Source organism: Polaromonas sp. (genome assembly GCF_029945685.1).
In the GTDB taxonomy this organism is placed as follows: Bacteria; Pseudomonadota; Gammaproteobacteria; order Burkholderiales; family Burkholderiaceae_C; genus Polaromonas.
In genome coordinates, this window is sequence record NZ_JAQSDA010000013.1 from 41309 (window position 1) to 63480 (window position 22172).

The window sequence follows — 22172 nt, forward strand, 5'->3', positions numbered from 1 at the left end:
CCCCCATGATCGATCTGCGCGTCAGGCGCAGCGCAGCCAGTCTGGCGCAGGTCGAGGAAGCTCTTGCGGGGCTGGAAACACAGCCCGGCATGTATCTCGGCGTGGATGCCGGCATTCCCGCCTTGCATCCGCTGCAGGCCACCTTGCTGGTCGAACCCGCGCTGGCCCTGCGTCTTTACGGCAACGGGCTGGACGTCGAGGTCCTCAATGGCTTTGGCCAGGCCCTGCTGGCGCAGCCCGCCCTGGCGAGCTGGCGAACCCTGGCCGTGCGAGGTCCGCGGGCATCGGGCATCACGGCACTGCGCGCTTTTCTGGCCTGTTTTGATCCCTCGCCCGATGTTCTGCTTCTGGGCGCGCTGCCGTTTGCGGCCCACCGTCTGGTCGAGCCGGGCAACGATGCTGGCGCGCTGGGCGTGCTCTTTTTCGGCCAGCACCTGCTCCGGCGGGACGGTGCCGGCGCCTGGCATCACGTCGCCTTGAGCCTTCCCGGGACCGTGTTGCCAGCCTCCACACCAACCGGCTCGCCTGCGGCACCCGTCGCCATCCAGGCCACCCCCCGCCCTGTCGCCGACGAACCCCGTGACGATTTTCCGGTGGGCGCATACGCCGACATGGTGCGCGGCGCGCTGGACTGCCTGCGGGAGCGCCCGCTGGTCTCCCTGACCCTGAGCCAGAGCTACCGCCGCCGTGTGCAGTTGCCGGCCGTGACGGCGTTCGCGCGCCTGCGCGAAGCCAATCCCGCACCTGCCAGCTTTTTTGTCAACGACGGTTCGGGGCTGCGCCTGTTCGGCGCCTCGCCCGACCTGCAACTCGTCGTGACCGGCCGCAGCATCCAGACCCTGCCCGTGTGCGGCACCGTGGCACGCCGGCCCGGCGCGACGGGTGAAGCCGAATCGCTGCGCGAGCTGCTCAATGAAGAGGTGGACGCTGCGTCGCTGGCCGTCTGCACCGACGCGCTGCGCAATGACCTGGCACCCTTGTGCGAGCCCGGTTCGCTGCGCCTGCTGGACCGGCGCCGACCGATGTCGCTGGCGACCGTGGTGCATGCGGTGGACCGGCTCGAAGGACGGCTGCGCGACGGCGTCGATGCGTGGGACGCCATCGTGGCCACGGCAGCGCCGGTGATGGTCACCGGCACCCCGCGGGCCGAAGCGCTGCGGGCCATCGCGGAGCTCGAGGCCAGCCCGCGCGGCTGGTACGGCGGCCTGATGGTGCAGGTGGCATCCAACGGCGACGCGCTCGCCGGCACCATCCTGCGCGCCGCCGCGGTCCGGGGCAACGTGGCTGAAGTGCGCACCGGCGGCGACCTGATGGCCGACTCGTCGCCGGAACGCGAAGAGCAGGAGTCCCGCCTCAAGACACTCTCGCTCTGGCGCGCGTTCGGGCTGGAACCTGCCGCCACGCGCAGCACTGGGCAGCCGGGCATCGCCCTGCCCGCCGCTGTTCACCTGATGAATGCTGGCGACCCCTTTGGCCATGCCATGCGCGACTGCCTGCTGGGCCTGGGCCTGGATCTCACGCCGCAGGCGCCCTGTGGCCTGCTCGTCGGACCAGGTGAACCGGCGGCTTGTCCGGAGCAGCACCTGGTCGCTGTCGGCGATGCAGCACTGCGCCTGCTTGGAAAATCCGGCTGGACCGTGTTGCACGACCGGCCAGCGCATGGCCGCACACTGCTGTGCACCACCACCGCCGAAGCGCCGTGGCACAGCGACAGTCCTTTTGCTGCGACGCGTTATGCCAGCGCCGCGCTTCAGACCGGAGAGCTGCTTGCAGGCTGGCAGGCCTGGGCACTGGACGAGCAGGGGCAGCCCGTCGCCCTGGCCCACGCCGGCCGTCGCCTGGTCTGCCTGTTGTTTCGCCCGGACTCCATGCTGTCGAGCCCGCAGGCGCTGCAGTTGCTGCGTGCGGCCCTGGCTTTTGCAGCCGCTACCGAACAGCTTTAGGACCTAGCGCTGTCCAAACGGCCGGGCCGGCACTGTTTTCAGGTAGGCGTACAGCGCCTGGGCATCCACCTCGTTGAGTTCACGCAGTGACTCGAAGGGCATGACGGTGACGGCCGTGCCGTCGGGTCGCTTGCCGCTGCGCAGCATGGCGACAAACTGGCCGGCGTCCCGGTAACGCGTCATGCTGCTGCCCTCGCCCGGCGTGAGATTGGCGGCCGCCGCCCAGTCGGGGGGAGCACCGGGGATCTTGCCGCCGGAAAGCCCCGGGCCGTGACAGCTGATACACATGTTGGCCACATAGGCCCCGTGCGCCGCCGTCACGCCTTCGGCCACGGCCGTTGCCGGCGGCAGGGAATGGTCAATCTTCTGCGCCGCGTCTTCGATCGCGCCGAAGCCGTACAGCAGCTTGACCGGCAGCGACAACTCCAGCACGGCTGCACCGCCCGGCTGCGGCGGCAGGCTGCGCACATACGCCACCAGCGCGCCGAGGTCGGCATCGGTGAGGCGGTTGTAATCCTCACTGGGCATGACAAACAGCGGACGGCCATCGGGCTTGACGCCGTGGCGCACGGTGCGCACCCAGTCTTCGGGGGTGTAGCGCGCCACCACCTTGCCCTCGCCCGGTGTGATGTTCGGGCCCGCCAGGCGCAGGCCATGGCCGTCGTTGACAAACTCGCGGCCAGCGCCGTTGGCGCCATGGCAGTCCACACAACCGCGCGAATTGAACAGGTATTTGCCGCGCTCCAGCGACTGCGCATCGGCAGCGACAGCCACCGGCCGCACAGCCACCTTGACGAGCCGCTGCGCTTTTTGATCGGCCAGCCTCGTCCCTACCAGCGTCGCACCGGCAGCCAGCACCACCAGGGCGACTCCCGCGCCTCCTACCCACTTGACCCACCGCTTCATTGTTCTCCTCCGTGGCTTGATCCCTGTCCGCACCCTGCGAGACAAAGGCAGAATTCTAGAAAACAGGCGCCGCCTTGTCACGCGTACGGCCGGGAAATAAGTCACAGCGGCCCCTGCCGGCGAAGGCAACTATTTACATCCGGGGGCCGGGAACAGCAGGACAAGCGCCCGGACCGGCCTAACCCACGGAGAGCCCCGTTCAACGCTATGCTTGCCGGGTGAGCGCCTCCCTCCCGTCCAACCCTTCCAGCCCGTCGAAAATCCGCCGCATTGCGCACCTCGACATGGATGCTTTTTTTGCGTCCATCGAGCTGCTGCGTTACCCGCAGCTCAAGGGCCTGCCGGTGGTCATCGGCGGGGGCCGGCGCAAGGTGGACGAGGCACTGATGGCAGCGCAGGGCGAACGGGCATTGCGCTTCATCCCGGTCGCCGATTTTCCGCGGCTCAAGGACTATGTGGGCCGCGGGGTCATCACCACCGCAACCTATGCCGCGCGCCAGTTCGGGGTGGGCTCGGCCATGGGCATGATGAAGGCCGCCAAACTCTGCCCGCAGGCGATCGTGCTGCCGGTGGATTTTGACGAGGTGCGCAAGTACTCGCGGCTGTTCAAGAGCACCATCACCGAGATCGCGCCGCTGATGGAGGACCGCGGCGTCGATGAGGTCTACATTGACTTCACAGACGTGCCCGGTGGCCAGCGTGAAGGCGGCCGCGTGCTGGCGCGCCTGATCCAGAAAGAGATTTTCGAAAAAACCGGCCTGACCTGCTCGGTCGGCGTGGCGCCCAACAAGCTGCTCGCCAAGATGGCCAGCGAGTTCAACAAGCCCAAGGGCATCTCGATTGTTTACGAGACCGACCTGCAGGAAAAAATCTGGCCGCTCCATGTGCGCAAGATCAACGGCATCGGCCCCAAGTCCGGTGAAAAACTGGCGGCCCTGGCCATCCACACCATCGGCGAGCTGGCGGCCCGGGAACCGGCCTTCCTGATCCGGCATTTCGGCAAGGCCACTGGCGCCTGGATGCACGAAGCCGCCTGGGGCCGCGACGAGCGCCCGGTGGTCACCGAAAGCGAGCCGGTGTCCATCAGCCGCGAAACCACCTTCGAGCGCGACCTGCATGCGGTGCGGGACCGCGCAGCGCTGGGCGCCATCTTCACCAGCCTGTGCGAGAAGCTGGCCGACGACTTGCAGCGCAAGGGTTACGTCGCCAAAACCATAGGCATCAAGCTTCGTTACGACGACTTCCGGATTGCGACGCGCGACCAGACCATTGCCTACTTCACGGCCGACCCCCAGACCCTGCGCCGGGTCGGCGGCCAATGCCTGAAACGCGTCCCCCTGGTTCGCCCGCTGCGCCTGCTGGGGGTACGAGCCGGCGCCCTGGCCAGGCTCGGCAGCCCCGAAGTTTTAGCATCAAATAAGGCCCCAGCCCTTGAAGAACGGGCGAAAGCAGCTCCTGATTCGATAGCAAACAGCACGGCCTCGCTGTTCTGAGAGCCACCGCTCCCGTCTACTTGCCGCCAGGCACGCCACCTTGCCACTGCGGCCAGTTGCGCACGATGTGATCGACCACCCGGGAGCCCACCGCGGCGATGTTGTCCACGGTCTCGGCAAACCCACCGGCGGTTTCGCCCGGCGCCGGGTCCAGATGCTGCAGCGTCGTCTCACCAGGGCTGCCCTGGTCGAAGTTGACCGCACCGCGCAAACTCATCACGCGATCCGTGCCGTGCGTGCGCTTGATCACCAGCGCCAGCGCGGCGGCTTCCATCTCGGTGATGGTGTAGTCGTCGGCGCCGTAAAGTCTGGCGATGTACTGCGCCTGTTTCGACATGCCGGGTCCGTGGAAAAAAGTGTCTCCCGTCATGTGCGTGCCGGTGCTCACGGCAGGCGCACTGCGGGCCGCCTTGTCGGGATAACGCTGGCGGTACTTGCGGGCGCCTTCCGAGTCCTTGAGCGGCATGTCGGCCGTCAGATTCATGGCCCAGCTGAGCAGCGCCGGGTTGAGCTGGAAGCGGCGGTAAGCCTCATACCCCTTGCGCGGCATGAAGGTCGGCTCACCCGCCTTGTTTTCCTCGGGTGCCCAGCGGTGGCCGAGGTCATAGTCCACCAGCCAGGTGGCCCAGCTCACGTCGCCGATGGTGCCGCGCGATGGCGGCGTTCCGGCGACGCCGGACAGCACGTAGTAGGCCTTGGAAAAATCAAAGGCCGGGTTCAATAAAATCGCCTGCATCGACGCTGACGAGTTGACCTTGCCCATGCCCAGCACCGAGCCGCAGACACCGTCGGTGTTGCAATAGACGGGATTGAGCGCACCCGTCACCGCGACAGGCGCGGCGCCCATCCAGTAACGCTCATACCAGTGCTGAAACTCGCCGGCACGGTCGCCGGTGTTTTGCCCGATCTCGAACATCGCCGCCACGAAGACCTTGACCTGAATCGGCGGGGCCACACGGGCCCCGGACGCCGAGGCACAACCCGCGACCACGGCCACCAGACCACAAAAAACCACCCAGCGGGCCGCTTTCCAGCAACGAGGAAACATGATTCTTCTCCATCACATCACAGACATCACAGACCACACCGGCGCAAGCCACGGCAGGCCACCACCGGGCCGCACACGTCGTCAGCCATCGCATGACGACCCTTGCTGCCGATTGTCCTCCAGGGGCGGCCCGGTAGCCCGGGCGATGGACGCCGCATCCGGCCGCCAGAACACGGCGCCGGGCGGAACGCCCGCGCAGCCTATCGGAGTGTGGCCAGGTAAGCAATCAGGTCAGCGCGCTCCTGCGCGTCGTCCACCTGAAAACCCATGCGCTGGCCGGCCACCAGGTCTTCCGGGTCCTGCAGCCAGGTGTTGAGTGTCTGCGGCGTCCAGCGCAGGCGGGAGCGCGCCAGCTCCTCGGAGTACTTGTAACCCGGCAGGCTGCCCACCCGCCGCCCCATCACGCCGCGGTGCGCCGGACCCACCCTGTTGCTGTCGACCGCATGGCAGGCGGTGCAACGTGACTCGTACAGCGCCTGGCCACGCAACACGTCGCCGGGTGGCGGCGTGCGCCATTCACGCGGCCCGGCGCTGCCTTGCGCCAGCGCCGGGCCGGCCAGCAACAAGGCAATGGCCACGCCCGCCAGGCAGGTCAGAAGCCGGCCCGGCCACATCAACAGGCGCGCATGCGTGAGGTTCATGGCGGGATTACGCAAGAGACGGCCGGCCGGATTCGGCACCCCGTCCAACGAAGCCGGAAATAGTTGAATCCAGCGCGCGAGCGGCGCCGTATCCAAGCTGCGTACAACTATTTACATCTTTTTCACCCACGGCCATGTGCCAACCCAGGAGACCTGACCATGACATTCGCCCCCTCCCTGCTGGCCGCCTGCGCTGCCATGTGCTGCGCCGGCGCAAGCCTGAGTGCCCACGCCGACACCGGCAAGCTGTTGCTGACCGGCGGCGTCAGCAGTGTGGACGGCGCGGCCGGCGGCGGCATCACCCCCTGGGCCGTGATTGGCAGTAACGCCACCGAGGGCGAAATCGGCGGCTCGGCCTTTCTCACCACGGCCGGCACCAAAGACTACGGCCTGAACATCGTCGGCGCGGCCATCGGCATCCAGGACCGTTATGAGCTGTCGGTCGCCCAGCAGGACTTCAACACCCGCAACACCGGCACCGCGCTGGGCCTGCCCGGCCTGCACCTGAAACAGACGATCGTGGGGGCGAAGGTGCGCGTGCTAGGCGACGCGGTGCTTGACGCCGACACCCTGATGCCGCAAGTGGCGGTCGGCGTGCAGTACAAAACGCTGGGCTCCACCGGCCTCGATGGCACGCTCAAGGCATTGGGCGCCAAACGTGAAGGGGTGGACATTTATGTCAGCGCCACCAAGCTGTTCCTGGGCCAGAGCCTGCTGGTCAACGGCACGTTGCGCGCGACCAAGGCCAACCAGAACGGACTGCTCGGCTACGGCGCGACCCTGGGCGGCGGCAGCAACAACAGCTACAGCCTGCAGCCGGAGTTTTCGGTGGCCTACCTGATCAGCAAAAACATCGCGGTCGGCGCCGAATACCGTTTCATGCGCAACAAGCTGGAGACAGCCGGACGCGCCGCCGGCCTGGGCAACGGCCTGCGCTCGGAAGACTGGAAGGACATCTTCATCGCCTGGGCACCGAACAAGAACGTCTCGGTCACGCTGGCCTATGTGGACCTGGGCGTGATCGTGCCGGCCACCACCGCCAGCCGCAAACAAACCGGCTACTACCTGTCGGCCCAGCTGGCTTTCTGAACCCGCCCCACCCGCCCACCTGCTTATAAGGAACTGCCATGAACAAGACCCTGATCTCTATCGCCCTCGCAGCCGCCAGCCTCCTGGCGGCCGGCACCTCGTTCGCCCAAACCGCGCCGCAGGGCGACCAGCTCTACAAGGCCTTCGGCGAAAAAGCCGGGCTGGTCACGCTGATGGACGACTTCATGGTGCGCCTGCTGGCTGACCCGCGCACCGGCCCGCACTTCCAGCCGGCCAACCAGCAGCGCGTCAAGGAGCAACTGGTGGACCAGCTGTGCGCGCTGGCTGGCGGCCCCTGCGTCTACAAGGGCGCCGACATGAAAAGCGCCCATGCCAACCTGGACATCAAGAAATCGGACTTCCACGCGCTGGTCGAGGTGCTGCAGCAAAGCATGGACGCCCGGGGCATTCCCTTTCGCACCCAGAACCAGATGCTCGCGCTGCTGGCGCCCATGCACCGCGACACCATCACCGTGCGCTGAACGCCGGCGCCACCACCTCAAGGACCCGCTGCCATGAAAAAACCCATACTCACCCTCGCCCTGGCCGCCCTCTCGGGCTGGGCCGCCGCCGGCAACCTGCAAGTCCTGGTAGTGGACAAGGAAGGCAAACCCGTGGCCGACGCCGTGGTGGTGGTCCTGCCTTCCAACAAGGGCGAGCCGAAGGCGCCGCTGCCGCTTCAGGTGACCATCGACCAGGAAAAGATGCGCTTCGTACCGGCCGTCAGCGTGGTCGGGGTAGGAGCCCGGGCGAAATTCGTCAACAACGACCCGTGGGAACACCATGTCCGCGGCTCGGCCGCAGGGTTTGCGCAATTCAACGCCGCCGCGGGCAGCGGCTTCGAGTTGCGCCTGGACGGCAAGGCCGACGGCAAGCCCGGCAAGTCGGCCGAGGCGGTATTCGAAAAAGCCGGTGCCGTTCTGCTGGGCTGCCACATTCACGGTTCCATGCGCGGCCATGTGTATGTCAGCGAGTCGCCGTGGACCCTGCTGACCGGTGCGGACGGCATCGCCAATGTCGAGCAGATTCCCGATGGCGGGGCACAGATCAAGGTCTGGCATGCGGACCAGCTGCTCGACATCGCGCCACAGCAGACCACCGTCAGCGCCACACCGGGCAAGGCCACCATGCAGCTGACGGTGGTCCCGCGCCGCCGGCGCATCTAGTCCGGGCCGGCCTTGGACGCCGGCCAGATCAACGATCCAGCGGCGCCAGGTCGGAGGTATACACCCGGTCGCGAAACCGCAGTTCCCCGCCTGTGTGCCAGGCGGCTTCAAAGGCCGCCAACTCCTCTGCCCTTGCACGTTCTTGGCTGCGCTCAGGCTGTGGCACGTCGGGCGCCGACACCTCGGCGCCGGACTCCGCGCCCGGCCGGCTGGGCTCGAACCCCTGTATCTGGTCGTTGACCCGCCAGTACACGCCGCTCACCAGGATGCCGTAACGCGCGGCTGCATTTTTGCCGATGACCATGCCCAGGGCGACCAGTTGCGCGGGACGGCCCTCGCGGTTGTGCATGAAGTCGGTGGACAGATCCATCATCACGGAGTACATGTGGCCGCGCCTGTCGTTGCGTACCACACGAAAGCGGTAGCTTGCCGACAGGATGCCGTGGGCCTGCATGGTGATCCTGATGGCTTCATACAACATCTCGCGCCGAAACTCCATGCGCTCCTCAAGGTTCATCTTGACGGGCGCAGTCTCGGGCCCGGCGGGTGCGGACTTCGAACGCTTCCCCGTGGTGAACAGATTTCTGAGTGCAGACATACCGGTATCAGGGGAAAGTGGCAGTGAAGAAAACATAGTCCGCCGCATACCCTTGCTGGATGCGCCTGCCCGAGTCGGCCTGGGCCTCGCAGCCTCTGGCGGGTGCATTGCCGCCTACCGTGTTGAGGCGCTGCACGCTGGTGACGCTGGCCATCGTACCGCTGCCGCCAGCAGATCGGGCGGACAGCAGCAGCAGCGGAATGTCGGCGGCACCTGCCCCATTGGCACGGGCTTTGACGGTACCCAGGGTCTTGCTGCCGTCCAGCGCCGCCCAGTGCGGACCTGCGCCGTGCGTTCCCACTTTTTCGCCTTTGCGGTTGAAAAGATCGGCTTCAGGCGCCACAAACCCCCAGGCCCATCCACCCTTGCCATCGGCGCGGCATTCGTAAATCTGCGAACCCACGGCGTGCCAGGTGAAAGCGGCGCGTTCGCTATCAGCCGGCTTGAGCTCGGCGGGTACCGGTTTGGCGGTGTCTGCCGGCCCTGCAGGCGCGGCGACGGCGCAGGCGCTGAGCAGGCTGGCGCAAAGAACGGCGAGGGTGAAACCGGGTACAGGCAGGCAGACAGGGGAACGGGTGCTCATGGGTGTCCTTGGGTTGAGTGGGGTGGAAATACGGCCTGGCTTGCGCCCCGCCGGCACAGTACAAACGCCGCCATCCGGAAATCGGATGCAGCTTCCGGCAAAAAAACACCGGAGCCGCATGGGGTTTGCCGCGCAGGCGGAACTTCATATACTCGACCGCATGAAACCGGACACCAAGGCAGACACCCGCAGCCTGGAAGCACTGATCCAGGGCGCCGCGCGGGGCGACCACGCCTGCTTCGCCCAGGTCTACCAGCGCACCCACCTGCATCTGTTTGGCGTGGCCGTTCGTATATTGGGTCAAGGACAGGCGGCCGAAGATGTGCTGCAAGAGGCGTATGTGAGTATCTGGAAAAGTGCCGGCAGCTACCGCAGCGAGGTAGGCGGGCAAACCATTCAACCCATGACATGGCTGATCGCCATCGTCCGCAACAAGGCGCTGGACGCCCTGCGTGCCCGCACGCGCCGGCGCGAAAGCGAACTGCCCGATTCGGGCGACGTCGATGAGGACGACGTCCAGTCCACCGGCACCCCCGCGTCCGGCGCCATGCACTTGCTCGAACAGGCCAGCCAGGCCCTTCACATCGACGGCTGCATGAATACGCTCGACGGCAGCTACCGGCAAAGCCTGGCCCTGGCGTATTACCAGGGCTTGAGCCATACCGAAGTGGCTGCGCAAATGGGCGCACCGCTGGGTTCGGTGAAAGCCTGGATACGGCGCGGGCTAGAAAAGCTCAAGGGCTGCCTGGCCGCGCAGGGGGTGGTGGCATGAGATATACCAGCCCCGACCTGCTCGAGCACCTGGCGTCGGCCTACGTGCTGGGCACCTTGAGCGGTGGCGCGCGCCGCCGCTTTGAACGCCTGCAGCGCGAGCGTGCCGATGTGTGCGTGCGCGTCACGCAGTGGGAGTCGCGGCTGGGCCAGCTCGCCGTGTCGGTGCCGGTACACAAACCCTCACCCAGGGTGTGGGCCGCGATCGCGGCGCGCACGCAACCAGCCAGGCCGCCACACGCAGCGCAGGCCAAAGCCGGCTGGCTGGGCTGGCTCAGACCCGCGGGCTTTGGTTTCGGTGGCCTCGCCGCCGGTGTGATGGCTGCCAGCGTTTTGTTTGTGACGGCACCGGGCCTCTTCATGTCCAGCGACCAGATCGCCATGCGCACCGGCGAAAAACTGCCGCAAAGTTATGTGGGCCTCCTAACGGATGCCCAGGGCAACGGCAAGCTGCTGGTCAGCTCGCTGCGCCACGGCAGAACCATGACGGTCAAGGTCATCGGACCGATCACGCCGCCGGCCGGGGGCACGCTGGTGCTGTGGGCGGTGCCGGCCAGCGGTCCGGCCTTTGCGCTGGGACCCGTGCCGACCAGCGGCTCGGCGGTATCCATGCTTCCCGACACCTCCGAGAAACTGCTGTCCAAGGTCGGCAAGCTGGTGGTGACGCTGGAAACAGATGCAGCGCCGGCCGCCCCGAGTGGCGCGGTGGTGTTCAGCGGCAATTGCGCGAAATTGTGGTGAACTGAAAAGTAGGGATTCGAAGCCTGGAACGTTTGTGACCGTTGCCTCGTTTGCAGATTGCTGTGGCCCGATGACAAATAATTTCAATTCGCCTTGCATCCGTTTCGCGGTTTCCCCCGTTTGTCCTAGGTGCTGAATCACAGCGCACGTCAACAACCGATATTTCAATGGAGCCCGACATGAACACACTGACCCTTCGCCAATTCATCGCCCTGCCCATCCTGGGCTTCGTCGTGGCCGGCGCTGCACTGGCCGCCGACTTCCAGGCCACCCCTGTGGAAAACGCACGCCTTGACGACTTTGCCGCAGGCAAAAAAGCCATGGACGCCAAGAAATGGGCCGAAGCTGCCAGCAGCTTCAGCAAGGTGGTCGCGCAAAACCCGAAGAATGCCGACGCCTACAACTACCTCGGTTATTCGAACCGCTGGCTGGGCAAATACGACGAGGCCTTTGCCGCCTACAACAATGCGCTGACGCTGGATCCGAAACACCGCGGCGCGCTGGAATACTCGGGCATTGCCTACCTGAAGACCGGCCAGAAAGCCCAGGCAGAAGCCCAGCTCGCCAGGCTGCAGGCCATCTGCGCCAGCTGCGAGGAAACCGCCGACCTGGCCAAAGCCATCGCGGCCGCCAAATAGCCGCGGGTGAAACGGCCTGGCCACCGCGCCGGGCCGCCGCAGGCCTGCCGTTGACACAAGCTTGCTTGAAACTTACATTGAAGCCTCTGCACTCTGCAGGAGGCTTTATGGCGCTCCCCACGACATCCGCGCAGCAACCCGCCCTCACCTTGCTGGAGTTGCAGCGCATCAAGCAGTGGCATCTGGCGCACAAGGACACGCGCCCACTGGAATACCAGGTGTGGGACGCAGTATTGACACTGTGGATCATGGGCTGGGTCGGGTGGCTGCCGGCCTTTGCACTGGAGGTGCCGCTGGCCTATCCATTCTGTGTGTTGGGCATGGCCACGCCGCAGCTGTACGTGCGCTGGCGCGCCCGCGCCCATGACCGGTGCCGTCTCAGGTGTGACTGGCTGGAACCGGCGCGCTGATTTACATTGGCAGGCATGAACCCACTGACCTGCTTTTCCCTGTCGATCACCGACCACATCGCCCACCTGGTGCTGAACCGCCCCGAGGTCATGAACACCATGCACCCGACCTTCTGGCGCGAGCTCGATGAAGTGCTCACCCAGATCCAAAAGGCAGGTGACGCGCGCGTGCTGGTGATCTCCAGCACCGGCAAACATTTCAGCGCCGGCATGGCGCTCGAAACATTTTCGGGCGCCATTGCGATGGACGACCAGAGCCCCGAAGGCCGTGCGGCCATCTTCGACATGCTCGGTGACATGCAGGCCACCTTCACCAAACTCGAAACCCTGCGCATTCCGGTGATCGCCGCGATCCAGGGCGGCTGCATAGGTGGCGCCGTGGACATGGTGACGGCCTGTTGCCTGCGCTACGCGACGGCTGATGCCTTTTTCTGCATCCAGGAAATCAACATTGGCATGGTGGCCGACGTCGGCACCCTGCAGCGCCTGCCCAAGCTGGTGCCGCTGGCCGTGGTCAAGGAGCTGGCCTACACCGGCCGCCGGCTCAGTGCCGCCAAAGCGCTGGGTTACGGCCTGGTCAACGAGGTATTTGAGTCATCCGACGCCATGCTGGCCGGTGCCTTGTTGTGCGCCAAAGAAATTGCCAGCAAGCCGCCGGTCGCCATCTGGGGCACCAAGCAGGCCATCCACTACACCCGTGACCACTCGGTGGATGACGCGCTGAAACAAATGGGCTGGCTGCAGGGCGCGATCTGGAGCAACCAGCATGTGCGCGAAGCAGTGACGGCCATGAAGGAAAAGCGCGCCGGCGAGTTCGCAGGCCTGTCCCCGCTCCAGAGTTTCAAGGAAATCGGTCTCTAGCCCTTATGGGGCGAGCGCAGACAGCTACTGATTAGATAGCAAAGGTGACGAAGCCCGTCATCCCGGCGTCGATCCAGGACCCATCGCGGCATGGATTGCGGATCAGGTCCGCAATGACAGATACCAAGCCTACTGCCGCGCCGTGCGGATATTCGGCGGCAGCGCCTGCGGGTAACTCGTGCGAAACGGGTTGATGTCCAGCCCGCCGCGCCGCGTGTAACGCGCGTAGACCGACAGCTTGAGCGGCCGGCAGCGCGTCCAGATGTCCATGAAGATGCGCTCGACACACTGCTCGTGGAACTCGTTGTGGTTGCGAAAACTCACGATGTATTGCAGCAGACCCTCCTGGTCAATGGGCGCGCCTTCATACCTGATCTGCACGCTGCCCCAGTCGGGCTGGCCGGTCACCAGGCAGTTGCTCTTGAGCAGGTTTGACACCAGGGTCTCGCTGACCGGGGGTTCTTCGTGGTCCGCAAACAGCAGCTCGGGCGCCGGCGTGTAGTGCTGGCATTCGACGTCGAGCCGGTCCAGGTTCAGGCCATCGAGCTCGTGCACCGGCTCCTGGTCGAACAGCTCCGGCCCCAAGGTCTTGACCCCCACGCCCGCACCCACGGCAGCATTGAGGTCGGCGCGGATGCGCTCGCGCACTTCACGTGCGTCCGCAAAGCGCGTGTTGTTGAAACTGTTGAGGTAAAGCTTGAAGGACTTGCTCTCGACGATGTTGGGCGACTCGCAGGGCACGGTGATGTGCGCCAGCGCCACCTGTGGCTTGCCGCGCAGGTTCAGCCAGCTCAGCTCGAACACGGTCCACATGTCGGCGCCAAAAAAGGGCGGGTTCTCGCCCAGGCCCAGTTCCTCGCGCTTGACCGCGCGAGGGATGGGAAACAGCAGCGAAGCGTCGTACTGGTCGATGTAGGGCGTGGGTTTGCCCAGCTGGGATTGGTCGGGGGTGTTCATGATGCGGCCTCCGCAGCCTTGAGATGGGGAATCAGCGGCTCGAGCAGGCGTTCAACCACGCCCTTGGGCAGGTCGTGGCCCATGCCCTCAATGCCGACCAGGCGGGCGCCGTGGATGCGCCGCGCGGTGTCTTCACCGCAGGCAAACGGCACCAGCGGGTCGGCCTTGCCGTGCACCACCAGGGTGGGCACACGCAGGTCTGCCAGTTCGGCGGCGCGGCGCTTGTCGGCAACGATGGCCACCATCTGGCGCAGGACACCTGCCGGATGAAAACTGCGCTGCGCCGCAACGGTGATGCGCTCTCGCAATTCGGCGTCATCCACCGGAAAGCCCGGGCTGCCAATCGCCTTGAAAAGCCTGACGTAGTGGTCGGTCACCGAGGAAATATCTTTGCCCGCGGGGCGACTCAGCAGCACACGCATGACGCGTGGGTGGGCCTGCGGCAAACCACGCGCACCACTGGAACTCATGACACTGGTCAGGCTCAACACACGCTCCGGCGCCGCCAGCGCCACCCGCTGCGCAATCATGCCGCCCATGCTGACACCCACCACATGCGCCTTTTGGACGCCCAGCGCGTCAAGCACGGCCAGCGCATCGGTCGCCATGTCGTGCAGCGCATAAGGTGCCTTCACCGCGAGGCCCAGCTTGTACTTGATGCTCGCCCACACCAGATTGGGCTGGCCCAGGTGGTCGAATTTCTGCGACAGCCCGATGTCGCGGTTGTCCAGGCGGATCACGCGGTAGCCGGCGTCCACCAGCGCCTGCACCATGGCCGGCGGCCAGGCCACCAGCTGCATGCCCAGGCCCATGATGAGCAGCACCGCCGGACGCGGCTGCGCGCCGGTACCGGGACCCGAATCCTCGACTTCGATGTTTATGCCGTTTGCTTTTATTTTCATCTGGTGATTATGTCCACCTCTGCCGGAACGCGGTAGACGGATGCCCCCAGCAGGGGCCGCGGAACTGGCTTTGCCAGGCCGCAGGGGCCGTCCCCTGCAAGGGGAGAGGAGGCTACACGAAGTGAGCCTCAACAGGGGTGTTAAACAAATTCATGCTCACGAAGCCACTTGGTGGCCACCCACTTTTCTCCGGCCAGGACCGGCGCGCCGCCATGCAGGCTGAGCGTGGACGCATCCGGCTGGTCGTAGCTGAAAAAAACCGCGTGGCCGCGCTGCGGCAGCACTTCCAGCCCGATGTCCGGAAACACCGTGGCGCCGCCTGCTTCGGGTTCGCCGAGGTAAAGAATCAGCGTGCCCACCCGCTGTCCGCCGCGCGCCAGGATGGACGCCGTGCCGGGTTCGGCGGGATCGAAATAATCGTGATGCGGCTTGTACTCGGCGCCAGGCAGGTACTGCAGCACCTGCAGGCCTTCGCCGTTTTCAAGCGGCCAGTCCAGCAGCCGGGCGATACGCGCCTCGATGCGTTTGACAAGCTCGTTCTCGCCGCGCGTGAAAAACATGCCACGACTGGTGCGGTCGTCGTTCAGTTCTTCGCCGCCGGTCTTGACCGCCACCGTCAGCGAACGCGACATGCGCGGCCTGGCGGCCGCCATCAGCGCGTCACATTCGTCCTCACTGAGCAGGTTGCCGAACACCACGATGTGCGGCTGGCGCATCCGCATCAGCACATCGACCTGCCGGTCGCCGGCATCGAGCCGCAATGCCGCACCGATGGCAGGCCGCGGCACCGGCACACCGGGCGGCATCTGCAGCGTCGCGGCGAGTACTTCGCGGGCCACGTCGGCCAGCCAACCCGCAGTGCGCAGGGCCTTGAGGATGGTGGGCACCGTGTGACCCAGGGCGGCCTGGGCACGCACCCAGGCCTGCACCTCGGGCGTCACATGCTGGGGCTGGACCTGGTAGTCGCGCATGGGGAACACAGGCCTCAGCCGGCCTGCTGGCGGCGGAACACCAGCCGGTCCGGCCCGGACACCGCCGGTGCAAACCGGTAACCTTCGGCGTCAAAGCCTTCGAGCTTCTTGACGGTGACGAGCTTCCTCTCGATCGCGTAACGCACCATCAGGCCGCGCGCGCGTTTGGCATGGAAGCTGATGATCTTGTACTTGCCGCCCTTGAACTCCTCAAAGACACAGCTGACCACGCGGGCTTTCAGGGCCCGGCGGTCCACCGCCTTGAAATACTCTTCACTGGCCAGGTTGACGATGACCGGCGAGGTGTCGGCGGCCGCACGCGCATTGAGGTAGTCGGCAATCTGCGCGCCCCAGAACTGATAGAGATTGTTGCCCTGCGCCGTGGCCAGCCGCGTGCCCATCTCCAGGCGGTAGGGCTGCATCAGGTCCAGCGGACGCAACACACCGTACAGACCGCTCAGGATGCACAGGTGCGCCTGTGCCCAGTCGAGATCCGCTGCCTTCAGGCTTCTGGCGTCCAGGCCCTCGTAGACATCACCGTTGAAGGCCAGCACCGCCTGCTTGGCATTGTTGACACTGGCCTTCGGCGACCAGGCCTGGTAACGCGCCACATTGAGACCAGCCAGCGTGTCCGACAGCGACATCAGCTCGCTGACCTGGGCCGGGGTTTTCTCCCTGAGCACCTTGATCAGCTCGGCAGACTGTTTGACGAACAGCGGTGCGGTGTGCGTGGCGACCTGCGGCGGCGTGGCGAAATCCAGCGATTTCGCCGGCGAGAGTAAAAACAGCATGGTCCCTGGGGGTGAAGTAAAGCCAGACCCGACTTTACGACAGCCGGCCGCGGCCGGACGCCGCGACGCAGAATAAGCCCGGCTCAGCGCAGGTCGCTGGCCAACGAGGCCAGAGACTCGGCGGGAATCGTCACATGCGCCGGGTAGTGGGTATGGTCGCAGCCCAGCTTCACGCCGGCGCCGGCCTTGACCGCCGCGCACATGGCCGGGCTGAGCTCAAAACGCACAAAATGCACGGCCGAGGTTTTCTCGTCGTTTTCCCTGGCCATGTCTTCGTCGGCAATCGCGTACACGCGCGGGTGGCCTTCGACTTCGACAAACAGCCGGTCTTCCACGCCGATCAACCGGGCCAGCTCGCGCTTGCGCTCGTTGATGTCGGGGTACTCCAGCATCACGGTGGCCTTCCAGTTGCTGCCGTCGGGCACCAGGGGCGCATAAGCCTCGATCTCCTGGTTGATGCCTTCTTCCTCGAAAATTTTCTCGATGCGCAGCATTTCCTGGATCTGGTAACGGATGCTGGTCTCGCTTTCGAACTGCACGTTGATGTGCTCCCCCAGGCGCACGCTGCGCAGGCGGCGGTGCGCCATGATGGCGGCCTTGTTGTCCTTGCGGTACCTGCTGTAGGCCTCCAGGGTCATGAGGCTGTCGGCGGTGATTTTTCCGGTGACTTGCATAAACGACTCCTTCGTGGCTACTTCAGTCCGTAGGCGGTGCGGACCAGGGTCAGCGGGTGTTTTAGCAAAGGCGCGCCAAGCTGGTTGACGTCAAAACCCTGGGCAATGTGATGGCCGCCCAGGGGACAGTCGCTGCTGATCACATCGGGCAGGCCGCCATCCTTGTGGCTGGCCATGGCCTTGAACAGCGGCTTGCCGATTTTCATGGCCTGCTGGTGGTAAGGCACTTTCACGCCGAAGGTGCCGGCGTGGCCCGAGCAGCGCTCGTGGGTGTGCACGCTGGTGCCCGGCACCATCTTGAGCATTTCCTCGGTTTTCTTGCCGATGTTCTGCACCCGGCCGTGGCAGGGAATCTGGTAACTGATCTTGCCGAGTGGCACCGGAAATTCGGTCTTGAGCAGGCCGTCGCGCTTGCGCGCCATCAGGTATTCGAACGGGTCCCACATGTGTTCCTTGACCAGTTGCACCTCAGCGTCGTCGGGATACATCAGCGGGATCTCCTGCTTGAACATCAGCGTGCAGCTCGGCACAGCGCTCAGGATGGCAAAGCCGTCCCGCGCGTATTTGACCAGCACCGGGATGTTGGCTTCCTTGCTTTCATTGACCGAATCGAGGTCGCCAAGCTCCAGCTTGGGCATGCCACAACATTTTTCCTTCTCGACCAGCACATAGGGCACCTCGTTGTGGTCCAGCACCTTGAGCAGGTCGTGGCCGATGCCGGGCTCGTTGTAGTTGATGTAGCAGGTGGAATAAATCACCACCTTGCCGGGTGTCTTCGCACCGTCTTTGACCGGATGCGGTGGCGACTCGGGTGCGCCGGAGCGGAATTTCTTCGTCGCCAGTTCGGGCAACCAGGCGTTTTTGTCCACGCCCAGCACTTTTTCCATCACCACGCGGGCCGGCTTGGTCCTGTTGACCGCATTGGCGACCTGGACCACGATGGGAATGCCGGCAAACTGGCCATGCACGTCGGTGGACGACAGAAACCTTTCGCCCAGACCCACCTCGCCCTTCTTGAACTTGATCGCCTTGGCGCGCAGCATGGTGTGCGGAAAGTCGAGGTTGAACTGGTGCGGCGGCACATAGGGGCACTTGGTCATGTAGCAAAGGTCGCACATGTAGCACTGGTCGACCACCTTCATGTAGTCCTTTTTGTCCACCCCATCGACCTCACCCGTCTTGCTCCCGTCAACCAGGTCAAACAGCGTGGGGAAGGCCCCACACAGACTCACGCAGCGCCGGCAGCCATGGCAGATATCGAAGATGCGCTCCATCTCGTGAAAGGTCGCCTCCTCGTTGTAATAGTCCGGGTTCTTCCAGTCGATCGCGTGACGCGTGGGTGCCTGCAGATTGCCTTCTGTAGCCATGGTGTTGTCTCTACTTGTCGTGGGATTTAGGAAAGGGTTCGCGGAAAACCCTTTCGTAAATCGCTACGCCCGGGCGGGGTAGCGAGAGAGTGAATCAATCCACCAGTTCAGCGAGCGCCTTGGTGTAGCGGTTCGCATGCGAACGCTCGGCCTTGGCCAGCGTCTCGAACCAGTCGGCCACTTCGTCGTGACCTTCGTCACGTGCGGTTTTGGCCATGCCGGGGTACATGTCGGTGTACTCGTGGGTCTCGCCTGCGACGGCAGAGGCGAGGTTCTCGCGCGTGGCGCCGAAAGGCATGCCGGTGGCCGGGTCACCGCACTGCTCCAGCCATTCGAGGTGGCCGTGCGCGTGGCCGGTTTCGCCTTCCGCGGTGGAGCGGAACAGCGCCGCGACATCAGGCTGGCCTTCAACGTCAGCCTTGTTTGCAAAATACAGGTAACGGCGGTTGGCCTGTGATTCACCGGCAAATGCGGCCTTCAGGTTTTCTTCCGTCCTGGAGCCTTTGAGAGCAGCCATGGAAATCTCCTTCGTGGTTGTAAAAAAAGGGGCTTGCCTTGAACGCCATCGTCAAGTGCCAGAACACGATAGCCCCATTCAGGCACTGCGTCTAATTGCCGGCATCAATCTGAAAAAAAGAGAAAAGCTATAAATCAAGTGCAATTGATAATTATTCTCAATAAATCGCACCCACCACCAGCTGATCTGCACTTGGCAGGGCAAAGTAGTTACGTTATAGTAAATGCATTATGAATAGGTGAATTTGAACCCTGCTCACTCCAGGGCACTCAAACACCCGAACCCACCCAATCCGGAGATCGCCATGGCCGCCCAGATGACCGCCCCCACCCTGCGCCCTGCCAACACGCCGCTGCCGGCGCCCGCAGCGGTGCAGCAACTGCACCACTACGCCTACCGCGCCAAAGACGCCGAGGAAACCCGGCATTTTTACGAGGACATCCTCGGCCTGCCGCTGTACCACATCATCCAGAGCGACTACGTTCCAAGCACCGGCGAGTACTGCCCCTACACGCACTTCTTCTTCCGCCTGCAGGACGGCTCCTTCATCGCTTTTTTCGACCTCGGCAATGACGAGGCGGCCCTGCCCTCGCCCAACACGCCGCTGTGGGTCAACCACATCTCGTTTCGCGTCGATACCGTGAACGACCTGGAAGCCATGAAGGCGCGCCTGGAAGCCGACGGCGTCGAGGTGCTGGGCGTGACCGACCACCACATCTTCAAGAGCATTTACTTCTTCGACCCCAACGGCGTGCGCCTGGAACTGACGGCGCAGCTGGCCGACGAGTTCCAGATGCTGGAGGAAAGCAAGACCGCCCACGCCCGCCTGGCCGAATGGACAGCACGCAAGCAGCAATGGCGCAAGGACAAGGCGGCCGGCCAGGCCGCCGAAGCCCTGAAACCGCAGCAAAACGACAGACCGGAGTTCGGTGGTAAACCCGCCGCCTGAGGCGCCCCGTTTACTATTATTTTGATAGCTGCTTGCGCCCGACCGACGAGGGCCAGGCCCGAAAAACACTGAAAACAAATCAACGCCGGGAGCGAGAAACGCCATGCTGGAGAGACCATCTGCCTACGCCCGGGCGGCGTTCACCAACGGTTATGAGTTCACCCAGGGCACGGGCTACGCCCTGCCTGAATACCCTTTCGTGGCCCCGCCCGAACTCGGCGCGAAACAGCTCAGACGCCATCCCATCGTCATCGTCGGCGGCGGCATCACCGGCCTGAGCCTGGCCTGCGCGCTGGCGCGTTACGGGGTCGAGGCTGTGCTGCTGGATGAAGACAACAGCGTGGGCGTCAAGGGCGCCTCGTCGCGCGGCATCTGCTACACGCAGAAGTCGCTGGAGGTCTTCCACCGCCTCGGCATCTATGAGCGTATTGCCGCCAAGGGCGTGCAGTGGAGCGTGGGCCGCACCTTCGCCGGCGACGACGAGGTCTATTCCTTCGACCTGCGCCAGCAGAGCAACTTCAATCTCTCGACCCAGCCGCCCTTCATCAACATCCAGCAGTTCTATATCGAGGGCTACCTGGTCGAACGCATCTACGAACTCGGCCATGTGGACCTGCGCTGGAAGTCGCGCGTCACCGCCTTCACGCAGAACGCCGATGTCGCCACGCTGACCGTGGAAACACCTGCCGGCAGCTACCAGATCGAGGCCGAGCATGTGATCGACGCTTCCGGATCACACACGCCCTTCCACGACTGGGTGGGCGCCTCCATGCAGAACAAACGCGGCGATGACCGCTGGTGCATCGCCGACGTGCGTTTTTCGAAACATCCGCCGGTCGAGCGCCACACCTGGATCGAGGCACCCTTCAACGACAACCGCGCGGTCTGGCAGCACCTGATGGCCGATGACGTCTGGCGCATCGACTACCAGATGGCGCCCAACGCCGATCCCGACGCCGTGAGCCGCGAGGACGTGGTGCGCGAACGCCTGCAGCGCCAGTTCGGCAAGGACGTCGAGGTCGAGATCGTCTGGGTGGGCCCCTACGCCTACCGCAGCCGCTGCCTGGACAAGCTGCGTGTGGGACGCGTGTTTTTCATGGGCGACACCGCAAAAATAGTCAGCCCCTTCGGCGCACGCGGCGGCAACACCGGCGTGGCCGATGCCGACAACCTGGCCTGGAAGCTGGCCGCCGTGCTGCGCGGCCGTGCCAGCGTCACGCTGCTGGACAGCTACAACGCGGAACGCCTCGAAGCAGCCCAGCAGAACGTGCAGGTGACCAACCGCACCGCGCGTTTCCTGCGTCCGGCCGACGGCATGGAGCGCTGCTTTCGCACCGCCGCCATCAGCCTGGCCAAGCAATACCCGTTCGCGCGCTCGCTGGTCAACACCGGCCGCATGGCGGTGGCCAACACCTACACGCGCTCATCCATCTGCGACAACACCGGCGGCCAGTCGGTGCAGAACGTGGCTTTCCGCTGGGCAGACGGTTCGCCAGGAGCGGTCAACGAGTTGCTGCAGTGGGCCGACGGCGACCTGCTGGTACTGGTATTCGGCGAACTCCCGGCCGCCGGCCTGCAGCGCCTGCGGCAACTTGCCCAACACGCCCCGGTGCGCAGCGTTCAGGTGCTGGGCCCGGACGAGCGCGCACAGGCGCGTGAACATGTGCGCGACATCAACCAGCGGGGCACCGGCCACTTGCAGGGCGCCTGCCATGTGTTTGGTCACGCCTGGGCCCTGGTGCGGCCCGACGGCTACCTGGCCGCCACCGGCGAGGCGGTGGACGGCCACCTGGTCGCCGCTGTCGAAAAAACCCTCGGCCTGCGCTGAATCCGGAAAAACCTCCCATGAAAACCGAAACCGCCATGAAGACCACCCCCAACTTTCAGGATGCGGATGCGTTTTATGAATCCCTGCTCGACGCCCACCAGGGCCTGAGCCGCGAGCAGTCCGAGCTGCTCAACGCCCGGCTGATCCTGATCCTGGCCAACCAGCTGGGTGACACGCCGCTGCTGCAAGCCTGCATCGCCGCGGCCAGGCCGGCCGACACCGCCTGACGCGGCACGGGCTCAATGAGGGCCCCGGCCCCGCCGGTGCAGCGAGTCGAATAAAATCGGGGCAGTACCTCCAACCCAAGGCGGCATCCGAGCGATGCCGT

The 22172-nt window shown here is 64.9% G+C and carries 26 protein-coding genes; 14 read left to right on the forward strand and 12 right to left on the reverse strand.

Annotated elements, in window-relative coordinates; all coding sequences use genetic code 11:
- Positions 1-5: 5 nt before the first annotated feature.
- The gene (locus PSV26_RS09645; RefSeq protein ID WP_300570153.1) at positions 6-1943 is read left to right on the forward strand and encodes a chorismate-binding protein; all 1938 of its coding nucleotides are present in this window, start codon (positions 6-8) and stop codon (positions 1941-1943) included.
- A gap of 3 nt (positions 1944-1946) precedes the next feature.
- Here the strand turns inward: PSV26_RS09645 and PSV26_RS09650 are convergent, their stop codons facing one another.
- On the reverse strand, positions 1947-2849 hold the full coding sequence (locus tag PSV26_RS09650; RefSeq protein WP_300570156.1) for a c-type cytochrome: 903 nt from the start codon (positions 2847-2849) through the stop codon (positions 1947-1949).
- A 218-nt stretch (positions 2850-3067) separates the two neighbouring features.
- Here PSV26_RS09650 and dinB point away from each other — a divergent pair, with 218 nt between their 5' ends.
- On the forward strand, positions 3068-4342 hold the full coding sequence (gene dinB / locus PSV26_RS09655) for a DNA polymerase IV (RefSeq protein WP_300570158.1): 1275 nt from the start codon (positions 3068-3070) through the stop codon (positions 4340-4342).
- 16 nt (positions 4343-4358) lie between these two features.
- On the opposite strand, the gene PSV26_RS09660 is transcribed toward dinB, so the two are convergent.
- On the reverse strand, positions 4359-5390 hold the full coding sequence (locus PSV26_RS09660) for a purine nucleoside permease (protein ID WP_300518250.1): 1032 nt from the start codon (positions 5388-5390) through the stop codon (positions 4359-4361).
- Between the two features lie 200 nt (positions 5391-5590).
- The gene (locus PSV26_RS09665; protein ID WP_300570161.1) at positions 5591-6031 is read right to left on the reverse strand and encodes a c-type cytochrome; all 441 of its coding nucleotides are present in this window, start codon (positions 6029-6031) and stop codon (positions 5591-5593) included.
- 198 nt (positions 6032-6229) lie between these two features.
- On the opposite strand from PSV26_RS09665, the gene PSV26_RS09670 reads away from it, so the two are divergent.
- Genes PSV26_RS09670 through PSV26_RS09680 form a run of 3 tightly spaced genes read left to right on the forward strand, consistent with a single transcriptional unit; the run spans position 6230 to position 8286 of the window.
- The gene (locus tag PSV26_RS09670; RefSeq protein WP_300570302.1) at positions 6230-7120 is read left to right on the forward strand and encodes a DUF3034 family protein; all 891 of its coding nucleotides are present in this window, start codon (positions 6230-6232) and stop codon (positions 7118-7120) included.
- A 38-nt stretch (positions 7121-7158) separates the two neighbouring features.
- The gene (locus PSV26_RS09675; protein WP_300570163.1) at positions 7159-7602 is read left to right on the forward strand and encodes a group 1 truncated hemoglobin; all 444 of its coding nucleotides are present in this window, start codon (positions 7159-7161) and stop codon (positions 7600-7602) included.
- A 33-nt stretch (positions 7603-7635) separates the two neighbouring features.
- Positions 7636-8286, forward strand: coding sequence for a plastocyanin (locus PSV26_RS09680; RefSeq protein WP_300570165.1), 651 nt, complete (start codon positions 7636-7638; stop codon positions 8284-8286).
- A gap of 28 nt (positions 8287-8314) precedes the next feature.
- Here the strand turns inward: PSV26_RS09680 and PSV26_RS09685 are convergent, their stop codons facing one another.
- Positions 8315-8884 carry a hypothetical protein gene (locus PSV26_RS09685; protein WP_300518240.1) on the reverse strand — a complete coding sequence of 190 codons (570 nt, stop codon included), beginning with the start codon at positions 8882-8884 and terminating at the stop codon, positions 8315-8317.
- Between the two features lie 7 nt (positions 8885-8891).
- A complete protein-coding gene (locus PSV26_RS09690) occupies positions 8892-9467 on the reverse strand; it encodes a DUF3455 domain-containing protein (RefSeq protein ID WP_300570168.1) in 576 nt (191 codons plus the stop codon).
- A 160-nt stretch (positions 9468-9627) separates the two neighbouring features.
- On the opposite strand from PSV26_RS09690, the gene PSV26_RS09695 reads away from it, so the two are divergent.
- The 5 genes from PSV26_RS09695 (at position 9628) to PSV26_RS09715 (ending at position 12888) form a co-directional block, all read left to right on the forward strand.
- A complete protein-coding gene (locus PSV26_RS09695) occupies positions 9628-10239 on the forward strand; it encodes a sigma-70 family RNA polymerase sigma factor (protein ID WP_300518236.1) in 612 nt (203 codons plus the stop codon).
- On the forward strand, positions 10236-10979 hold the full coding sequence (locus PSV26_RS09700; protein WP_300570170.1) for an anti-sigma factor: 744 nt from the start codon (positions 10236-10238) through the stop codon (positions 10977-10979). The genes PSV26_RS09695 and PSV26_RS09700 overlap by 4 nt, the downstream gene beginning before the upstream one ends.
- A 179-nt stretch (positions 10980-11158) precedes the next feature.
- Positions 11159-11617: a tetratricopeptide repeat protein gene (locus PSV26_RS09705; protein ID WP_300570171.1), complete on the forward strand. Its 459-nt coding sequence runs from the start codon at positions 11159-11161 to the stop codon at positions 11615-11617.
- A 107-nt stretch (positions 11618-11724) separates the two neighbouring features.
- The gene (locus tag PSV26_RS09710; protein ID WP_300570172.1) at positions 11725-12027 is read left to right on the forward strand and encodes a hypothetical protein; all 303 of its coding nucleotides are present in this window, start codon (positions 11725-11727) and stop codon (positions 12025-12027) included.
- 15 nt (positions 12028-12042) lie between these two features.
- On the forward strand, positions 12043-12888 hold the full coding sequence (locus PSV26_RS09715) for an enoyl-CoA hydratase-related protein (RefSeq protein WP_300570175.1): 846 nt from the start codon (positions 12043-12045) through the stop codon (positions 12886-12888).
- A 129-nt stretch (positions 12889-13017) separates the two neighbouring features.
- On the opposite strand, the gene queF is transcribed toward PSV26_RS09715, so the two are convergent.
- The 7 genes from queF to PSV26_RS09750 form a co-directional block, all read right to left on the reverse strand.
- Positions 13018-13845: an NADPH-dependent 7-cyano-7-deazaguanine reductase QueF gene (queF, locus tag PSV26_RS09720; protein WP_300518227.1), complete on the reverse strand. Its 828-nt coding sequence runs from the start codon at positions 13843-13845 to the stop codon at positions 13018-13020.
- Positions 13842-14747 (reverse strand): alpha/beta hydrolase, encoded by a 906-nt coding sequence (locus PSV26_RS09725; protein ID WP_300570178.1) that lies wholly within the window; start codon positions 14745-14747, stop codon positions 13842-13844. Before PSV26_RS09725 ends, queF begins: the two co-directional genes overlap by 4 nt.
- A gap of 140 nt (positions 14748-14887) precedes the next feature.
- Positions 14888-15718: a 2OG-Fe(II) oxygenase gene (locus PSV26_RS09730; RefSeq protein ID WP_300518222.1), complete on the reverse strand. Its 831-nt coding sequence runs from the start codon at positions 15716-15718 to the stop codon at positions 14888-14890.
- Between the two features lie 14 nt (positions 15719-15732).
- The gene (gene yaaA, locus PSV26_RS09735; RefSeq protein WP_300518219.1) at positions 15733-16509 is read right to left on the reverse strand and encodes a peroxide stress protein YaaA; all 777 of its coding nucleotides are present in this window, start codon (positions 16507-16509) and stop codon (positions 15733-15735) included.
- Positions 16510-16592: 83 nt separating this feature from the next.
- On the reverse strand, positions 16593-17183 hold the full coding sequence (locus tag PSV26_RS09740; RefSeq protein ID WP_300570182.1) for a DUF3501 family protein: 591 nt from the start codon (positions 17181-17183) through the stop codon (positions 16593-16595).
- A gap of 17 nt (positions 17184-17200) precedes the next feature.
- Positions 17201-18550, reverse strand: a complete 1350-nt coding sequence (locus PSV26_RS09745) for a heterodisulfide reductase-related iron-sulfur binding cluster (RefSeq protein WP_300570185.1) — start codon at positions 18548-18550, stop codon at positions 17201-17203.
- A gap of 94 nt (positions 18551-18644) precedes the next feature.
- Positions 18645-19067 carry a rubrerythrin family protein gene (locus tag PSV26_RS09750; protein WP_300518213.1) on the reverse strand — a complete coding sequence of 141 codons (423 nt, stop codon included), beginning with the start codon at positions 19065-19067 and terminating at the stop codon, positions 18645-18647.
- Here PSV26_RS09750 and PSV26_RS09755 point away from each other — a divergent pair.
- From PSV26_RS09755 to PSV26_RS09770, 4 genes are all read left to right on the forward strand, one after another.
- Complete coding sequence (locus PSV26_RS09755; protein WP_300570187.1) at positions 19066-19200, forward strand: hypothetical protein; 135 nt, start codon at positions 19066-19068, stop codon at positions 19198-19200. The two genes, PSV26_RS09750 and PSV26_RS09755, sit on opposite strands and share 2 nt — an antisense overlap.
- 183 nt (positions 19201-19383) lie before the next feature.
- On the forward strand, positions 19384-20016 hold the full coding sequence (locus PSV26_RS09760) for a VOC family protein (protein WP_300570305.1): 633 nt from the start codon (positions 19384-19386) through the stop codon (positions 20014-20016).
- A 103-nt stretch (positions 20017-20119) separates the two neighbouring features.
- The gene (locus PSV26_RS09765) at positions 20120-21844 is read left to right on the forward strand and encodes an FAD-dependent oxidoreductase (RefSeq protein WP_300570190.1); all 1725 of its coding nucleotides are present in this window, start codon (positions 20120-20122) and stop codon (positions 21842-21844) included.
- Between the two features lie 17 nt (positions 21845-21861).
- Entirely contained in the window at positions 21862-22071 is a 210-nt protein-coding gene (locus tag PSV26_RS09770; protein ID WP_300570193.1) for a DUF2783 domain-containing protein, read from the forward strand.
- Positions 22072-22172 lie beyond the last annotated feature (101 nt).